This window comes from Hydrogenophaga sp. FW305-3-2-15-A-LB1 (assembly GCF_058787875.1).
In genome coordinates this window covers 1-13,696 of sequence record NZ_JBYTAE010000004.1, presented here as the reverse complement: position 1 = coordinate 13,696, position 13,696 = coordinate 1, and the positions used below count along the sequence as shown (strand labels likewise).

At 69.0% G+C, this 13,696-nt stretch carries 15 protein-coding genes; 1 reads left to right on the top strand and 14 read right to left on the bottom strand.

What is annotated here, in order from left to right:
* Positions 1 to 17: 17 nt before the first annotated feature.
* Entirely contained in the window at positions 18 to 527 is a 510-nt protein-coding gene (locus AC3WPZ_RS01760; protein WP_444686937.1) for a DUF1993 domain-containing protein, read from the bottom strand.
* Between the two features lie 393 nt (positions 528 to 920).
* Between AC3WPZ_RS01760 and AC3WPZ_RS01755 the strand changes: the two genes are divergently transcribed.
* Positions 921 to 1,379 carry an NYN domain-containing protein gene (locus tag AC3WPZ_RS01755; RefSeq protein WP_444686936.1) on the top strand — a complete coding sequence of 153 codons (459 nt, stop codon included), beginning with the start codon at positions 921 to 923 and terminating at the stop codon, positions 1,377 to 1,379.
* 7 nt (positions 1,380 to 1,386) lie between these two features.
* Here the strand turns inward: AC3WPZ_RS01755 and AC3WPZ_RS01750 are convergent, their stop codons facing one another.
* The 13 genes from AC3WPZ_RS01750 to AC3WPZ_RS01690 all read right to left on the bottom strand — a co-directional run bounded on the left by AC3WPZ_RS01750 (position 1,387) and on the right by AC3WPZ_RS01690 (position 13,579).
* Positions 1,387 to 2,610 carry an MFS transporter gene (locus tag AC3WPZ_RS01750; protein WP_492437861.1) on the bottom strand — a complete coding sequence of 408 codons (1,224 nt, stop codon included), beginning with the start codon at positions 2,608 to 2,610 and terminating at the stop codon, positions 1,387 to 1,389.
* Between the two features lie 86 nt (positions 2,611 to 2,696).
* Positions 2,697 to 3,065 carry a RidA family protein gene (locus AC3WPZ_RS01745; RefSeq protein WP_382156613.1) on the bottom strand — a complete coding sequence of 123 codons (369 nt, stop codon included), beginning with the start codon at positions 3,063 to 3,065 and terminating at the stop codon, positions 2,697 to 2,699.
* Between the two features lie 17 nt (positions 3,066 to 3,082).
* Positions 3,083 to 4,069 (bottom strand): Bug family tripartite tricarboxylate transporter substrate binding protein, encoded by a 987-nt coding sequence (locus tag AC3WPZ_RS01740; protein ID WP_382156615.1) that lies wholly within the window; start codon positions 4,067 to 4,069, stop codon positions 3,083 to 3,085.
* A 79-nt stretch (positions 4,070 to 4,148) separates the two neighbouring features.
* The gene (locus AC3WPZ_RS01735) at positions 4,149 to 4,928 is read right to left on the bottom strand and encodes an SDR family oxidoreductase (protein ID WP_382156617.1); all 780 of its coding nucleotides are present in this window, start codon (positions 4,926 to 4,928) and stop codon (positions 4,149 to 4,151) included.
* Positions 4,929 to 4,934: 6 nt separating this feature from the next.
* Positions 4,935 to 5,381: a RidA family protein gene (locus tag AC3WPZ_RS01730; RefSeq protein ID WP_492437859.1), complete on the bottom strand. Its 447-nt coding sequence runs from the start codon at positions 5,379 to 5,381 to the stop codon at positions 4,935 to 4,937.
* Positions 5,381 to 5,770 (bottom strand): hypothetical protein, encoded by a 390-nt coding sequence (locus tag AC3WPZ_RS01725; protein ID WP_382320691.1) that lies wholly within the window; start codon positions 5,768 to 5,770, stop codon positions 5,381 to 5,383. The genes AC3WPZ_RS01730 and AC3WPZ_RS01725 overlap by 1 nt, the downstream gene beginning before the upstream one ends.
* 5 nt (positions 5,771 to 5,775) lie before the next feature.
* Positions 5,776 to 6,765, bottom strand: coding sequence for a Bug family tripartite tricarboxylate transporter substrate binding protein (locus AC3WPZ_RS01720; RefSeq protein ID WP_382156623.1), 990 nt, complete (start codon positions 6,763 to 6,765; stop codon positions 5,776 to 5,778).
* A 4-nt stretch (positions 6,766 to 6,769) separates the two neighbouring features.
* Positions 6,770 to 7,753: a Bug family tripartite tricarboxylate transporter substrate binding protein gene (locus tag AC3WPZ_RS01715; protein WP_444686932.1), complete on the bottom strand. Its 984-nt coding sequence runs from the start codon at positions 7,751 to 7,753 to the stop codon at positions 6,770 to 6,772.
* 34 nt (positions 7,754 to 7,787) lie between these two features.
* Positions 7,788 to 9,260: an aldehyde dehydrogenase gene (locus tag AC3WPZ_RS01710; protein WP_382320689.1), complete on the bottom strand. Its 1,473-nt coding sequence runs from the start codon at positions 9,258 to 9,260 to the stop codon at positions 7,788 to 7,790.
* 125 nt (positions 9,261 to 9,385) lie between these two features.
* A complete protein-coding gene (locus tag AC3WPZ_RS01705) occupies positions 9,386 to 10,246 on the bottom strand; it encodes an aspartate dehydrogenase (protein WP_444686931.1) in 861 nt (286 codons plus the stop codon).
* Complete coding sequence (locus tag AC3WPZ_RS01700; RefSeq protein WP_382156629.1) at positions 10,243 to 11,916, bottom strand: thiamine pyrophosphate-binding protein; 1,674 nt, start codon at positions 11,914 to 11,916, stop codon at positions 10,243 to 10,245. The genes AC3WPZ_RS01705 and AC3WPZ_RS01700 overlap by 4 nt, the downstream gene beginning before the upstream one ends.
* On the bottom strand, positions 11,913 to 12,740 hold the full coding sequence (locus AC3WPZ_RS01695) for an IclR family transcriptional regulator (RefSeq protein ID WP_382156631.1): 828 nt from the start codon (positions 12,738 to 12,740) through the stop codon (positions 11,913 to 11,915). The genes AC3WPZ_RS01700 and AC3WPZ_RS01695 overlap by 4 nt, the downstream gene beginning before the upstream one ends.
* A 14-nt stretch (positions 12,741 to 12,754) precedes the next feature.
* A complete protein-coding gene (locus AC3WPZ_RS01690; RefSeq protein WP_444686930.1) occupies positions 12,755 to 13,579 on the bottom strand; it encodes an alpha/beta fold hydrolase in 825 nt (274 codons plus the stop codon).
* Positions 13,580 to 13,696 lie beyond the last annotated feature (117 nt).

Here is a 13,696-nt window from a genome sequence, read left to right as displayed (position 1 = left end):
CACTCAGGCGTCTTGCGTCAATAGGCACCCATGTAGTCGCGCTTGCCGACCTCAACACCGTTGTGGCGCAAGATGGCATAGGCGGTGGTCACGTGGAAGAAAAACTGCGGCAGGCCGTAGTGCAGAAGATAGGCGCTGCCGATCAGCTTCTTTTCCTTGGGGGTGCCGGGGCGCAACACGATTTCGCGGCTTTCACTGGCATCGAATTGCTCGGGCTTGAAGGAGCCGATGTGGGTCAAGGCCTTGGCGATCAAGGCTTGCAGGTCCGCGAAGCTGGCTTCCGTGTCGGGCCAGGAGGGCACTTCGGCGCCCGCCAGGCGGGACGTTATGCCCTTGGAGAAGTCAGCGGCGATCTGTACCTGACGAACCAGCGGAAACATGTCGGGGAACAGCCGCGCTTGCAGCAGGGCGTTGGGATCAATGTTTTTCTGCGTCGCGTGGTCTTCGGCCTTCTTGAGCACATCGGACAGGGCGCGAAGCATCTGCTGCAGGACGGGAATGGAGGCGGTGTACAGCGGGCTGGTCATGGGGAATTCACTTTTTGAATGGGACAGGATCGTGGAGGCTAACAGGACTCGGTCACACCCGTACTGGCCGGCGAGACTCGTGCTCGCTGCAGATTTTTCTTGCGCGCGTCATGAATACTTTTGGCGTATTAATGTAAAGTCTCCCCCGCTCACGAAAAAGGTGGGCCGGGCCTGAGAACCCGAGGATCCCTTGCGGCTTGAAAGGCCGCTGTACACCGCTAGGACAGCGGCCTTCATCATTCACGCTTGCTTTTTATGGCGGCCTGGATGGGAAGCCGCGAGGCTTGCCGGTTCTTCGCAAGGGGTCCCCGGTTCTCAGCCCGTTCGGGCCGCCGCCACTCTGTGTTGTGTGGCGGCGGCTGTTCCTTAACGAACAGGGAAGGCAGGCATCCCATGCCCAGGCTGCAGCACAAGCAACAGAAGATTGCCGTGTTGATCGACGCGGAAAACGTCTCTCACACACTGATCCGTTCCATCCTGCTGCGCGCCGCCTGTTACGGCGCGCTCATCGTCAAGCGCGCGTACGCCGACTGGACGCGGCCCCACATGAGCCGCTTCAAGAACGTGTTGCTCTACAACGCGATCGAGGCGGTGCAGCTTTTCCCATACGCCAAGGGCAAGAACGCGGCCGACATCATGCTCAGCGTGGAGGCGATGTCGCTGGTGAACACGGGGCAGTTCGATGCGGTCTGCCTGGTGTCGTCGGACAGCGATCTCACGCCGCTGGCGTTTGGCGTGCGGCGCGAGGGGTTGCGTGTGTACGGCTTCGGCGCGCGGCAGACGCCACGGGCCTTCGTGGCGGCGTGCAGCAGCTTCATCTACACCGAGTCGATCGCGGCAACGGCCGAGTGAGGTGCCGTCAACGTCCGCCGGCGTGTGTCCGGGGAATCCAGTACGCCAGCGAGCCCGCCGCCGCGAAGGCGATGAGCCCGGTGACGGCGATGCCGGTGGCCAGCGACAGGCTGCCGGCCAGGAGCGAGAGCAGCACCGGCCCGCACGAGGCGCCGATGTCGGACATGAGGCGCCACACACCGAGGAAGTGCGCGCGGCCATGGCGTGGGGAATGGTCCGCGCCCAGGGTCATGATCATTCCGGAACCGATGCCGTTGCCGAAGCCGATGGCCAGCGAGGCCAGCAGCAGTGTGGTGAAGCCCGAGGTGAAGGGCATCAGCAGCAGCGCCGTGCCCATGATGACCATGGATGGCACGGCGACCCAGCGCCGGCCTTTGTGGTCCATCACCTTGCCGGCGGGGTAGAACACCAGCATGTCGATGCCGCCGGCCAGGCCGTAGATGAGCGAGGCCACGGCCGGCGCCAGCGCGAGGTGATCCGCCCACAGGGGTATGACCACCTGGCGCGAGGCGCGCACGGCGCTGACCAGCACCACGCCGATGCCGAGCGTGAGGAACACGTGGCGGTGGTCCCTGAGCGTGGAGGCGATGGTGGTGGCCGCGGGTGGCGTCTGGCCGGCCGGCAGGTGAGGCATCTCCAGGTCCGGCACGCGCGCGCCGAGGGCGGCCGCCGCCACCACCCCGGCGATGCCGACGCCGAAGGCGCCGGCCAGGCCGAACACATGCACGGCGGCCGCACCGAGGAACGGGCCGATGAACATGCCGATGCGGCTCACCCCGCCCAGTGTCGAGAGCGCCCGCGCGCGGTACGCGATCGGCACGGCCTCGGCCATGTAGCTCTGGCGCGCCAGGTTGTAGACGGCCCGGGACATGCCCACCATGAGGCAGCCCGTGGCGAACAGCGCCAGGTGCGAGGTCCCCACGCACAGCGCCATGCCCAGGGCGCTCCAGAGGCCCGCGGCGACGATGGCCCAGCGCTCGCCCCAGCGCATGGTGATGAGCGACGCGGGAATGTTGTTGAGCAGCGAGCCCAGGCCCATCAGCGCGACGACCAGCGCGGCCATGGGCACGGAGGCGCCCAGCTCGCGCGCCACGAGCGGGATGATGGGGGGAATGGCGCCTTCGCCCAGCCCGAAGAGCAGGGACGGGCCAAAGACCGGCACCGCGATTCGCTTGAGGGAAAACTCGGCCGAGGAAGAGGCGGCGCCGGGCGGGGCGGGAGGAGGTGGCATGCGCGGCGTGAGGGCGAGGGAACGGCGGTGGGGACGCCATTGTCCCCTTCCGCTGTTCGGCCCGCTGAAGGCCGGCGCGGTGCCCCTCAGGCCACGTAGGCCACGATCTCGATCTTCATCCCCGGCACCACCAGCGCCACCCCGGCGCTGGAGCGGTTGGGCCAGGGCGCGCGGAAGAACTCGCGGTACACGGCGTCGATGGCCGCCATGTCGGCCACGTCGGTCATGTAGATCAGCACCTGCGCCACGTCGTCCATGGTCTTGCCCGCGCGCTCCACCGCGCGCTGCAGGTTGCTGAAGGTCAGGCGGGCCTGCTGTTCGATGCTGCCGGTGGTGTCCACGCTGCCGTCTTCGCGCACCGGGCCGTGGGCGGTGTAGAGCACGCCGCCGGCGCGCACCATCCACGAGAACGGTTGCTTGAACGGCGGCAGGCCGACGTCGATGACTTCCTTCATCGCTGCGCGCGCTTCGCTCAGTCGGCCATGATGCCGGTCTCCCGGATCACCTTGCCGTAGCGTTCGTTGTGGTACTGGTTGATCTTGGCCAGCGCCGCCGGGTCGCCACCGGCCGGAATCAGCGCCATGGTGTTCATGCGCGCGATCACGTCGGGCATCTTGAGGATTTCGTTGAGGTGGCCGTTGAGCGTGCGCACCACGTCGGCGGGCATGCCTTTGGGGCCCATGAAGCCTTGCCAGGCGCCGACTTCGGCGTCTTTCACGCCGGCCTCGGCCAGGGTGGGCACGTTGGGCGCGAGCGGCGAGCGCTGCGGGTCGGCCACCGCCACGTTGACCAGCTTGCCCTGGGCGATGTACTGCGCCACCGGGCCGAGCGTGGTGTACATCATGGGGATGTGGCCGGCCACGAGGTCGACGATGGCCGGGCCGCTGCCCCGGTAGGGCACCTGGGTGAGCTTCACGCCGGCCGAGCGGTTGAACATCTCGCCCAGGATGTGCATGGGCGAGCCGCTGCCGGGGCTGGCGTAGTTGGTGACCTTGCCGCTCTTGGCCGCGGCCACCACGTCTTTCACGGTGTTCAGGCCCGAGCCGGCGTGGGTGACGAGGAACAGCTGTTGCGTGCCGGCCAGCAGGATGGGCGTGAAGTCGGTGAGCGGGTTGTACACGGCACCGGTGCCGGGCTTGAGCACCAGCGGGGCGGTGGCGAAGGTGTTGGGCGTGAACAGCAGCGTGTAGCCATCGGGCGCGGCCTTGGCCACGAAGGCGTTGCCGATGGTGCCGCTGGCGCCGGTCTTGTTCTCCACCACCACGGTCTGGCCGACGCGGGCCTGCAGCTTCTCGGCGAAGGTGCGCGCGAGCGCGTCGGTGTCGCCACCGGGCGGGAAGGACACGACGAGGGTGATGAGCTTGCTGGGGTAGGTCTGCGCCAGCGCGCTGCCGGCGGGCAGGGCGAGGGCGGCGGCTGCTGCGAGCGCGGTGAGCAGCAGGGGGCGGCGGGCGGTCATGTTCGATGTCTCCTAGTGGGGTGGGCTGGCAGGGAAAACTGAAACCGAAACAGAGAAAGCGGGGCCGTCGGGTGCCTGTTCAGAACACGCCGGTGAACGATCCGCCGTCGAGCAGGATGTTCTGGCCGTTGATGTAGCCCGCGTGCACGCTGCACAGGTAGGCACAGGTGTGGCCGAGTTCGCTGGGCTGGCCGATGCGGTGGGCCGGGTGTTTGGCCAGGCGCGCGGTGCGCACCTCGTCCACGGTCTTGCCTTCGCGCTTGGCTTGGGCGGCGAAGTTGCTTTCCAGGCGCGCGGTGTCGAAGGTGCCGGGCAGCAGGTTGTTGATGGTCACGCCGCGCGCCACGGTGGTGCGCGCCAGGCCCGAGACGAAGCCGGTGAGGCCGCTGCGCGCGCCGGTGGACAGGCCCAGGCCGTCCAGCGGCGATTTCACGGCGCTGGAGGTGAGGTTGATGATGCGGCCGAAGCCGCGCGCCATCATGCCGTCCACGGTGGCCTTGATGAGTTCGATCGGTGCGAGCATGTTGGCGTCGATCGCGCGGTGCCAGGTCTCGCGGTCCCAGGTGCGGAAGTCGCCGGGCGGCGGGCCGCCCGCGTTGGTGACGAGGATGTCGAAATCGGGGTGCGCGGCGAAGATGCGCGCGCGGCCTTCGTCGGTCGTCACATCGGCGGCGACCCAGTCCACCTGGCCCGCGCCGTGCGCGGCCAGGCGTTGCGCGGCCTCGCGCAGCGGGCCTTCGGTGCGCGCGGCGATCACCACGTGCACGCCGTCTTTCACCAGCGCCTCGGCGCAGGCGTAGCCCAGCCCCGAACTCGCGCCGCACACGAGCGCCTTCTTGCCGGCAATGCCCAGGTCCATGGTGGTTCAGCTTTCAGTAGAGAGAAGGGGTTGGGCTTCGCGAAGGTCCACGTCGAGCCGGGCCCAGGCGTCGATCTCCACGCGCAGCTCCGGGAACACGAGGGCCTTCACGGCCACCAGGGTGGAGCACGGCGTGTGCTCGCCAAAAAAATCGCGCCGGGCGCGGCCGACCTCGTCCTTGTCGGCGATGTCGGTCAGGTAGACCACGGTCTTGATGAGGTTGTGCCGGTGGCCGCCCGCGGCCGTCACCAGGGCTTCGAGCTTCTTGAGCACGACGATGGCCTGCTCGTAGGCGCCCAGCGCTTCGCCGCGCTCGGCGGCCTGGCGCGTGGCGGGATGGCCGGTCATGCCCGAGACCACCACCTCCTGGCCGATGCGGTAGCCGTTGGTCCAGCTCGCGGTGGGCAGGTCGGGCACCTGCGGGCTCTGGATCTTGTGCGCGACGGTCGTCATCACTGGCCTCCGGCGCGCACGCGTTCCTTGATGCGTTCGCGCACCGGCACGAAGTCGTAGGTGGGGTAACACTCGGTCTGGAAGACGCCCCAGGCGGAGCGCTCCAGTTCGAGGTTGACGCGGCCCAGCAGGTGCGGTGGCACTTCGAGCGTGACGATCTGGCCCAGGCCCATGGCCACGGTCCACGACACCACGCGCGTGCCTTCCACCGGGAAACGCTCCCACCATTCGCTGGCCTTGAGCTTCGCCTGCACGTCGTCCAGCGTGAGGCCGGCGTGGTGTTTCAACACGATGGTGATCAACACATTGGCGCAGGCGTGCACTGGCGTACCTTCGCCCTGCGGGCTGCGGTGCGAGCTTGCTTGGGAGCGGCCCTGCGCTGCGCTCATGACCTTCACTCCATCGTGATGTTGCGTGCCTTGATGACCTTGGCCCAGCGCGCGGTCTCGTCACGGATGTGGGCGTCGAACGCGGAGGTCTGGATGTCCCAGGCGCTCAGGCCCTGGCCTTGCAGGCGCTCGCGCACGGCAGGCTCGGCCAGGATGGTGGTCGCATCGCGCGCGAGTTGCGCCACCACGTCGGCCGGCGTGCCGGCGGGCGCCAGCAGGCCGTACCAGGACGGCACCACCACGCCCGGCACACCCAGTTCAGTCAGCGTCGGAATCTCGGGCGCCGTGGGCGTGCGCGCGCTGTCGGTCACGGCCAGGGCGACCAGCTTGCCGCTGCGGATGTGCGGCAGCACGGTGGGCAGGTTGCTGAACATCAGGGGCACGGTGCCGCCGATCACGTCGTTGATGGCGGGCGGCGTGCCTTTGTAGGCGATGTGCAGGATGTCCACGTTGGCCTGCGACTTGAACAGCTCGCCGGCGAGGTGCAGGCCGCTGCCCACGCCGGGCGAAGCGTAGGCGAGCGAGTCGGGCTTGGCCTTGGCCCGCGCGATGAGATCGGCCACGCTCTTGATGCCCGTGGCCGGGTTCGTCACCAGCACGTTGGGCGTCTTGGCCAGCATGGCCACGGGCACGAAGTCCTTCTGGATGTCGAAGGGGAACTTCGGCATCAGCGTGGGGTTGACCGTGAGGTTGCCGGCCGGGATCACCAGCAGCGTGTGGCCATCGGCCTTGGCGCGCTTGACGCGCTCCATGCCGATGTTGCCGGCTGCGCCCGGGGCGTTGTCGACCACGGCCACCTGGCCGTAGCGCTTGGCCAGGCCATCGGCGAGCACGCGGGCCAGTGTGTCGATCGGGCCGCCGGCGGGGAAGGGCGCGACGAGCGTGAATTTGTCGGCGGCCAGTTGTTTCTCGGCGGCCGTCTGTGCGTGGGCGGTGGTGGTGCCCAGCAAGGCGAGCAGCGAGGTGACGGCAAGAAGGGTGCGGCGGTTGGTCATGGTGTCATTCCATCGTGATGTTGCGTTGCTTGATGACTTTGGCCCAGTTGGCCGTTTCGGTGCGGATGTGCGCATCGAAGGCGGCGGGCTTCATCGTCCATTCGGTCATGCCCTGGGCCTTGAGCGTGTCGCGCACATGCGGTTGCGCCAGGATCTCGACCATGTCTTTCGCCAGCTGATCGACCACGTTGGCCGGCGTGCCCGCGGGCGCGAGCAGGCCGTACCACGAGGGCACCACCACGCCGGGCACGCCTTGTTCGGCCAGGGTGGGGATGTCGGGCGCGTTGGGGGTGCGCGCGCGGTCGGTCAGGCCCAGCGCCACGAGGCGGCCGCTTTCCAGGTGCGGCAGCATGGTGGGCAGGTTGCCGAACATCAGCGGCACCGTGCCCGCCATCAGGTCGTTGATGGCCGGCGTCGAGCCCTTGTAGGCCACGTGCTGGATGTCGATGTCGGCCTGGTCCTTGAACAGTTCACCCGCGATGTGCAGGCCGCTGCCGATGCCGGTCGAGGCGTAGAACAGCGTGCCGGGTTTGGCCTTGGCCGCCTTGATCACGTCGGCCACGTTCTTGAAGCCGCTCTTGGGGTGGGTCACCAGCACGTTGGGCGTGGTGGCCAGCATGGTGACGGCCACGAAGTCCTTCTGCACGTCGAAGGGGAACTTCGGCATCAGCGTGGGGTTGATGGTGAGGTTGCCGGCCGGGATCACCAGCAGGTTGTGGCCGTCGGCCTTGGCGCGCTTGATCTTGCCCATGCCGATGGTGCCGGCGCCACCGGGGGCGTTTTCCACGATGGCCGTCTGGTCGTAGCGCTTGGCCAGGCCGTCGGCCAGCAGGCGCGCCAGCGCATCGATGGCGCCACCGGCGGGGAAGGGCGCGACCAGGGTGAACTTGTCGGAGGCCAGCTGTTTCTCGGCGGCGGTCTGGGCTTGCGCGGTTCCCATGAGGGCGAACAGCGAGGCGAGGGCGAGAAGGGTGCGGCGGCTTGTCATGTCGAGAGAAGGTTGCAAGGTTGGAAAAAGAAAATCAGCTGGTCGCCCAGGGCATGGGCGATTCGTTCAAGCCCCAGTAGAAGCTTTTCTGGCTGGTGTATTCGAGGATGCCCAGGCGGCCCTTCTCCTGGCCGTAGCCGCTCATCTTCACGCCGGTGAACGGCGTGCTGATGGAGAAGACCTTGTAGGTGTTGATCCACACGGTGCCGGTCTGCAGCGCGCGCCCGATGCGCCAGGCGCTCTTGAAGTCGCGCGTCCAGATGCCCGAGGCCAGGCCGAACATGTTGTCGTTGCACTGCGCGATCAGGTCGTCCTCGTCCTTCCACGGCAGCAAGGCCAGCACCGGGCCGAAGATCTCTTCCTGGCACATGCGCGCGCTGTTGGGCAGGCCTTCGAAGATGGTGGGCAGGTAGTAGCTGCCGCCGTCGTAGAAGCTGCCCGTGGGCCGCTCACCGCCGCACAGCACCGTGCCGCCTTCGTCGCGGCCCAGCTGCACGTACTTCTCCACCGAGGCGCGGTGGCCCAGGTTCACCAGCGGGCCCATCTGCGTCTCTTCCCTGGACGGGTCGCCCACGCGCAGCTTCTTCACGCCTTCGAGCAGGCGGGCCTTGAACTCGTCGTAGACGCTTTCGTGCACGAAGGCGCGCGAGCCGGCGATGCAGGACTCGCCCGAGGAACTGAAGATGCCGTAGAGCACGCCGGCCACGGCGTGGTCCAGGTCCGCGTCGGGCATGACGATGGTGGGGGACTTGCCGCCCAGCTCCAGCGAGGTCGGCATGAGCTTCTCGGCCGCCAGGCGCTGGATGCCCATGCCCACGGTGGTGCCGCCGGTGAAGGCGATGCGCTTGATCAGCGGGTGCTTGACCAGGGCGTCGCCCACGATGCTGCCCTTGCCCGGCAGCACGCTGATGATGCCGGCGGGCACACCGGCCTGCTCGGCGATCTTGGCCAGTTCCAGGGCCATGCGCGGGGTGATCTCGGCCGGTTTGAAGACCATGGCGCAGCCGGCGGCGAGAGCCGGGGCGAGCTTCTGGGCCTCGCTGGCGATGGGGGAGTTCCAGGGCGTGATGGCGCCGACCACACCGAGCGGTTCGTTGACGCTCATGCTGAGGTAGTCGCCGCGCGAGGGGGTGATGGTGTCTTCCCAGGTTTCGGCGGCGGCGCCGAAGAACTGGAAGGTGCCGGCGGCGCTGGCGACCAGGGCGCGGCATTCCTTGATGGGCTTGCCGTTGTCCAGGCGCTGGAGCTGGGCGAGCTCTTCGCCGCGCTCGCGGATGCCGTTGGCGATGCGGTAGAGGATGCCGGCGCGTTCGTGGTGCTTGAGCCTGGCCCAGGAAGGCTGCAGGCGGGCGCGTTCGGCCGTCTGCACGGCCTCGTCCACGTCGGCGGCGGTGGCCGCGTGCAGGCGGGCGACGGTGCTGCCGTCGTGCGGGTATTCGGTGGTGTATTCCGGGCCCGAGGCGTCGCGCCATTGGCCTGCGAAGTAGCTTTGAAGTTTGTCGGTCATGGAATGTCTCTTTTGTCGGCGCGAAAGGCTGTTGATCCAGAGGCGTCGCGGATCCGGCTACGCCGGTCCCAGACGCCGCCCCCTTGAGGGGGTGACGCGCTGCAAGCGCGGCGCGGGGGTGGGCTTCATATCGTCACGGAGGAAGTGCGGTTGTGCAGGAAACGCAGGGCGGACAACACGGTCAGCGCCGAGGTCTTGGGGTTGTCGGGCAGGGGCTTGCCGCGCATGGTGATGCGCATCTCGCCGAAGGCGCCGCGCACGTCGACCTCGTGGATGTTCTCGGTCACGGTCGGGTCGGCGATCAGGCGCACGCGGGTCGCGTCCAGCCCCAGGCCGGCGAGCGAGACGGTGGCGGCCACGTTGGCGTTCTTCGGGTACAGGTGGGCGGCTTCGCGCGCCGTGGCTTCGAGGATGACGGTGGGCTCGGTGATCGTGCCCAGGTCCGCCACCTGTTCGGCGGGGGTGCCGCGCCAGCCTTCGGGCGGCTTGCGGCCGGTGTAGGTGACGCTGTCCAGGCCGGCCAGGCGGGCCGAGGCGATGGCGTCGATGCCACCGATGGCGCCGGCCAGCAGGTGCACCCGCGTGCCGCCGCGCTGCGCGGCCTCGGCCAGCTTCTCGGGCAGGCCGTCTTCGGACAGCGCGCCGATGGACAGCACGGCGCATTCGATGCCGCGCTCCAGCGCGGGCAGCACGTGGCTGCCGATGGCGGCGTGGCCCGCGCATTCCAGCAGCAGAGAGGTCTCGGGCGGCACCTCGGTGCACACGGTCGCGGCCGTGCCGAGCGCGGCTTGCGCGTCGGCGACGTGGCTCTCGGACAGCACCACGTGCGTGATGCGCACCGTGGGGTGGCCGGCCATGCGCGCGAAGAGCGTGCGGCCGATGGCGCCGTAACCGATCAGCGTGACCTGCTGAAAATGAATGCCAGAACCTTCGTGCTGCGCACTGCGGTGCGAGCTTGCTTGGGAACGGCCCTGCGCGTCGCTCATGTTTCTTCCTTCTTCTTCGGGGGGCCGGCGAACTTCACGGCAAACGGGCCCCAGGCGTTCATGTCCACTTCCACCACCACCGGGCCGCTGGCGTGGGCCAGGGCTTTCTGCAGCGTGTCCTTGGCGGCGGCCGGGTCGGCCAGCTTGTGGTGAGGCACCTGCAGGCTGGCGCAGAGCTGAGCGAAGTCGGGCGTGTGCAGTTCCACGTAGGCGTGGCGGCTGCCGTAGATGTCGTCCTGGATGTTCTTGATGACGCCGTAGCGCTGGTCGTTCATGACGATGAAGACCACGTTGGCCTTCTCCTGCGCGGCGCAGGCGAGTTCGCCCACGTTGAGCATGAAGCCGCCGTCGCCGCAGAGCGAGATGGTGCGGCGGCCCAGCGCGTGTTCGGCATCGGCCACGGCCGCGCCCACGCCCATGGCCAGGCCCTGGCCGATGCCGCCGCCCAGGGCGTGCACGCCGGCGCGCGGGTGGTCCAGCACCGGGGCGCGGTTGCCCCACATGCTGTTGGAGAGCGTGATGTCGCGCACCCACCAGAGTTTCTTGCCGACCACCTCGGCCAGCGTGTTCTTGAGCTTGGCGTACTGGCCCAGCGTGCCGTCCACCAGCGAGGCTGCTTCGGCGCGCGCGCGCTTCACATCGGTCGCCAGCTTCGGGTCGATCCGCATGCGGCCTTCGAGCCGGTCGGCCAGCGCGTTGAGCGTGATCTCGGCGTCGCCGTGCACGAACAGTTCGCTGCTGTAGCCGCGGCCGTCGGTGAGGGGGTTGGCGTCGATGCGGTAGCGCGTGGCCGGCAGCTTGAGCTTGTAGTTCAGCGTCTCGTTGCTGCGCAGGCGCGTGCCCACGGAGAGGAAGGCGTCCACGGTTTCGTAGAACTCTTCGGCCGGCTTCTGCAGGTTGTAGGAGCCCAGCGTGGCGGGGTGGTCTTCGGGCACGATGCCGCGGCCCTGCACGGAGGACACCACGGCCCAGCCCATGTTCACGAGCCGCATCGCGGCGGCGCTGGCGCCGCGCGCGCCGCCACCCAGCCACAGCAGGGGGCGCTTGGCGCTGAGCAGGCGCTCGGCGAGCAGGTCCACGGCGGCCAGGTTGGGCTGCACGGGTGGCACGGCCAGCGGCGAGAGATCGGCCGGCAGGTCCAGCTTCATCTTCTGCACGTCGATCGGGATCTCGATGCTCACCGGGCCGCAGGGCGGCGTCTGCGCCAGGCGCACGGCCTCGCGCAGCGTGGCCAGGGCGGTCTCGGGGTTGCGGATGCGGAAGGCGTCCTTGCCCACCGCCTTGAGCATGGCCAGCTGGGCCGGGTGCTCGTGGATGTAGCCCAGGTCGCGGTCCAGGAAGGGGGACTCGATCTGGCCGGTGAGGTGCAGCAGCGGCGTGCCGGCGGTGATGGCCTCGACCATCGCGCCCGCCGCGTTGCCGCAGCCGGTGCCGGTGCTGGTGACGCACACGCCCAGCGTGCCGCTCACGCGGGCATAGGCGTCGGCCATGTTGCACGCACCTGCCTCGCCGCGCGCCGAGACGAAACGGATCTTCTGGCGCGTGTGGAACGCGTCGAGGATGGGCATGTTGTGGATGGAGATCACGCCGAAGGCGGCGCGCACGCCGCACTGCTCCAGGAAGCGGGCGGCGAGTTCCCCCACGGTGATGCGTTGGTGAGATGGGCTCATGCGACTTTCTTTTCGGTCGGTTTGGTTTGCCAGCCACCGCGGTTGGGCAGGTGGCTGATGCGTTCGGTGAGCTGGGCCGCGGCCTCGCGCACCTGGTTGACGAGAACTTCGAGTTCGCCGGGCTGCACCTGCTGCGCCGGCACGGTGATGCTGATGGCTGCCGAGACCTCGCCCCGGTCGTTGAAGACCGGTGCGGCGATGGTCGAGATGCCGGATTCGAATCCGCCCTGGCTCACGCCGTAGCCGTTGGCGCGGTCCTGGTCGATCAGCTGCTTGAGCTGCTCGACCGTGGCCGGCGTGCGGGGGGTGTACTTCGGCAGCTCGGGTTCGGGGTAGAGCTGGCGCAGGGCGTGCAGGTCGAGGTCGCTGAGCAGCAGGCGGCCCAGCACGGTGGCGTGGGCCGGCAGGCGCGCGCCGACCTGGATGGAATGGAACAGGGCGCTGCGCCCGGCGACCTTGGCGATGAAGACCACGTCGCGCGCGTCGCGCACCACCACATGGGCCGAGTAGCCGCACTGGTCGCGCAGCGCCTCGATGATGGGGCGGCCGTGCTCGGTGAGTTCCATGGAGGCCAGGAACTCGAAGCCCAGGCGCAGCACGGACAGGCCGAGCTTGTAGTAGGCGCCATCGCCCACGCGCTCGACGAAGCCGCCTTGCTCCAGCGTCTGCAGCATGCGGAACACCGAGGCGCGCGGCAGTTCGAGCCGGCGCGAGATTTCGGCACCGGTGAGTTCGCGCTCGTCGCGGTTGAACAGCATCAGCAGCTGCAGGCCGCGCATGAGCGCGGGCACGGTGTAGCGGTCGTCGTTTTTCTCGGTGGCCATGGTCTTCTCCTTGTTCAGTTGAGACCCAGCAGGGCGTTCACCGCGCCGGGGGCTTCCAGCGGGCACGCGTGGCCCGCAGAACCCAGATCATTCCATGCCACGCCGGCGGCCTGGGCCACGGCCTGGCAGGAGGCGGGGGTGGTGATGCCGTCGGCGGCGCCGCTGGCCACCACCACCGGCAGGCGCAGCTGCTTCAGGTCGGCCGCCAGGGTGCCGTGGGCGAGCAGGCGCGCGGCCTGCGTGTAGCCGGCGGGAATCACCTGCGACATGCTTTCGCGCACGGCCTCGACCAGCTCGGGCGCCGCGCCGGGCGAGAGCATGGCCGCGCCGCGCGCCTGCGCCATGCCTTGCGGGCCCAGGCGCTCCAGCGTGGCCAGGCGGTCGCGCAGTTTCTGCTCGCGCACGGCCGGCTCGGCGTTGCCATACCCGCCGGCGGGCGAGAGCAGCACCAGGCGCTGCACGCGCGCAGGCGCCAGCAGGGCGGCCCGGCCGGCCATGAGCGCGCCCAGGGAGTGGCCCACCAGCGTGATGGGCGTTGCAACGCCCAGCGCGTCGAGCCAGGCCCAGAAGCGCTCGGCGTAGTCGTCGGCGCGTGGCCAGTCGGCCTTCACCGGGTCGCTGGTGCCGTAGCCCGGCGCGTCCCAGGCCAGCACGCGCACGGGCTTGCCCGCCGCGGCGTCGAGCTGGCGCACCCAGCTGCCCGAGGCCGAGCCGATGCCGTGCAGCAGCACGTGCGTCACCGACGCGGCCGTGCCCGCTTCGCGGTACGACACGCGCGCGCCATCCGCCAGTGCGATGTTGCGCAGCGGGTGGGAGGCGAGGGCTTGAAGAGGCGTCATGAGGATTGAAGGGAAGTTGAACCAGAAACACCGCGGAACCGGCTTTGCCGGGCCGCTGGTGTTGCCCCCCTTGGGGGGTGACGCGCAGCGGCGCGGGGGGGATTCACCTCTTGATCT

Coding starts and splice junctions, on each gene's coding strand:
- AC3WPZ_RS01760 (WP_444686937.1), bottom strand. CDS start 527: ATGACCAGCCCGCTGTACACCGCCTCCATTCCCGTCCTGCAGCAGATG.
- AC3WPZ_RS01755 (WP_444686936.1), top strand. CDS start 921: ATGCCCAGGCTGCAGCACAAGCAACAGAAGATTGCCGTGTTGATCGAC.
- AC3WPZ_RS01750 (WP_492437861.1), bottom strand. CDS start 2,610: ATGCCACCTCCTCCCGCCCCGCCCGGCGCCGCCTCTTCCTCGGCCGAG.
- AC3WPZ_RS01745 (WP_382156613.1), bottom strand. CDS start 3,065: ATGAAGGAAGTCATCGACGTCGGCCTGCCGCCGTTCAAGCAACCGTTC.
- AC3WPZ_RS01740 (WP_382156615.1), bottom strand. CDS start 4,069: ATGACCGCCCGCCGCCCCCTGCTGCTCACCGCGCTCGCAGCAGCCGCC.
- AC3WPZ_RS01735 (WP_382156617.1), bottom strand. CDS start 4,928: ATGGACCTGGGCATTGCCGGCAAGAAGGCGCTCGTGTGCGGCGCGAGT.
- AC3WPZ_RS01730 (WP_492437859.1), bottom strand. CDS start 5,381: ATGACGACCGTCGCGCACAAGATCCAGAGCCCGCAGGTGCCCGACCTG.
- AC3WPZ_RS01725 (WP_382320691.1), bottom strand. CDS start 5,770: ATGAGCGCAGCGCAGGGCCGCTCCCAAGCAAGCTCGCACCGCAGCCCG.
- AC3WPZ_RS01720 (WP_382156623.1), bottom strand. CDS start 6,765: ATGACCAACCGCCGCACCCTTCTTGCCGTCACCTCGCTGCTCGCCTTG.
- AC3WPZ_RS01715 (WP_444686932.1), bottom strand. CDS start 7,753: ATGACAAGCCGCCGCACCCTTCTCGCCCTCGCCTCGCTGTTCGCCCTC.
- AC3WPZ_RS01710 (WP_382320689.1), bottom strand. CDS start 9,260: ATGACCGACAAACTTCAAAGCTACTTCGCAGGCCAATGGCGCGACGCC.
- AC3WPZ_RS01705 (WP_444686931.1), bottom strand. CDS start 10,246: ATGAGCGACGCGCAGGGCCGTTCCCAAGCAAGCTCGCACCGCAGTGCG.
- AC3WPZ_RS01700 (WP_382156629.1), bottom strand. CDS start 11,916: ATGAGCCCATCTCACCAACGCATCACCGTGGGGGAACTCGCCGCCCGC.
- AC3WPZ_RS01695 (WP_382156631.1), bottom strand. CDS start 12,740: ATGGCCACCGAGAAAAACGACGACCGCTACACCGTGCCCGCGCTCATG.
- AC3WPZ_RS01690 (WP_444686930.1), bottom strand. CDS start 13,579: ATGACGCCTCTTCAAGCCCTCGCCTCCCACCCGCTGCGCAACATCGCA.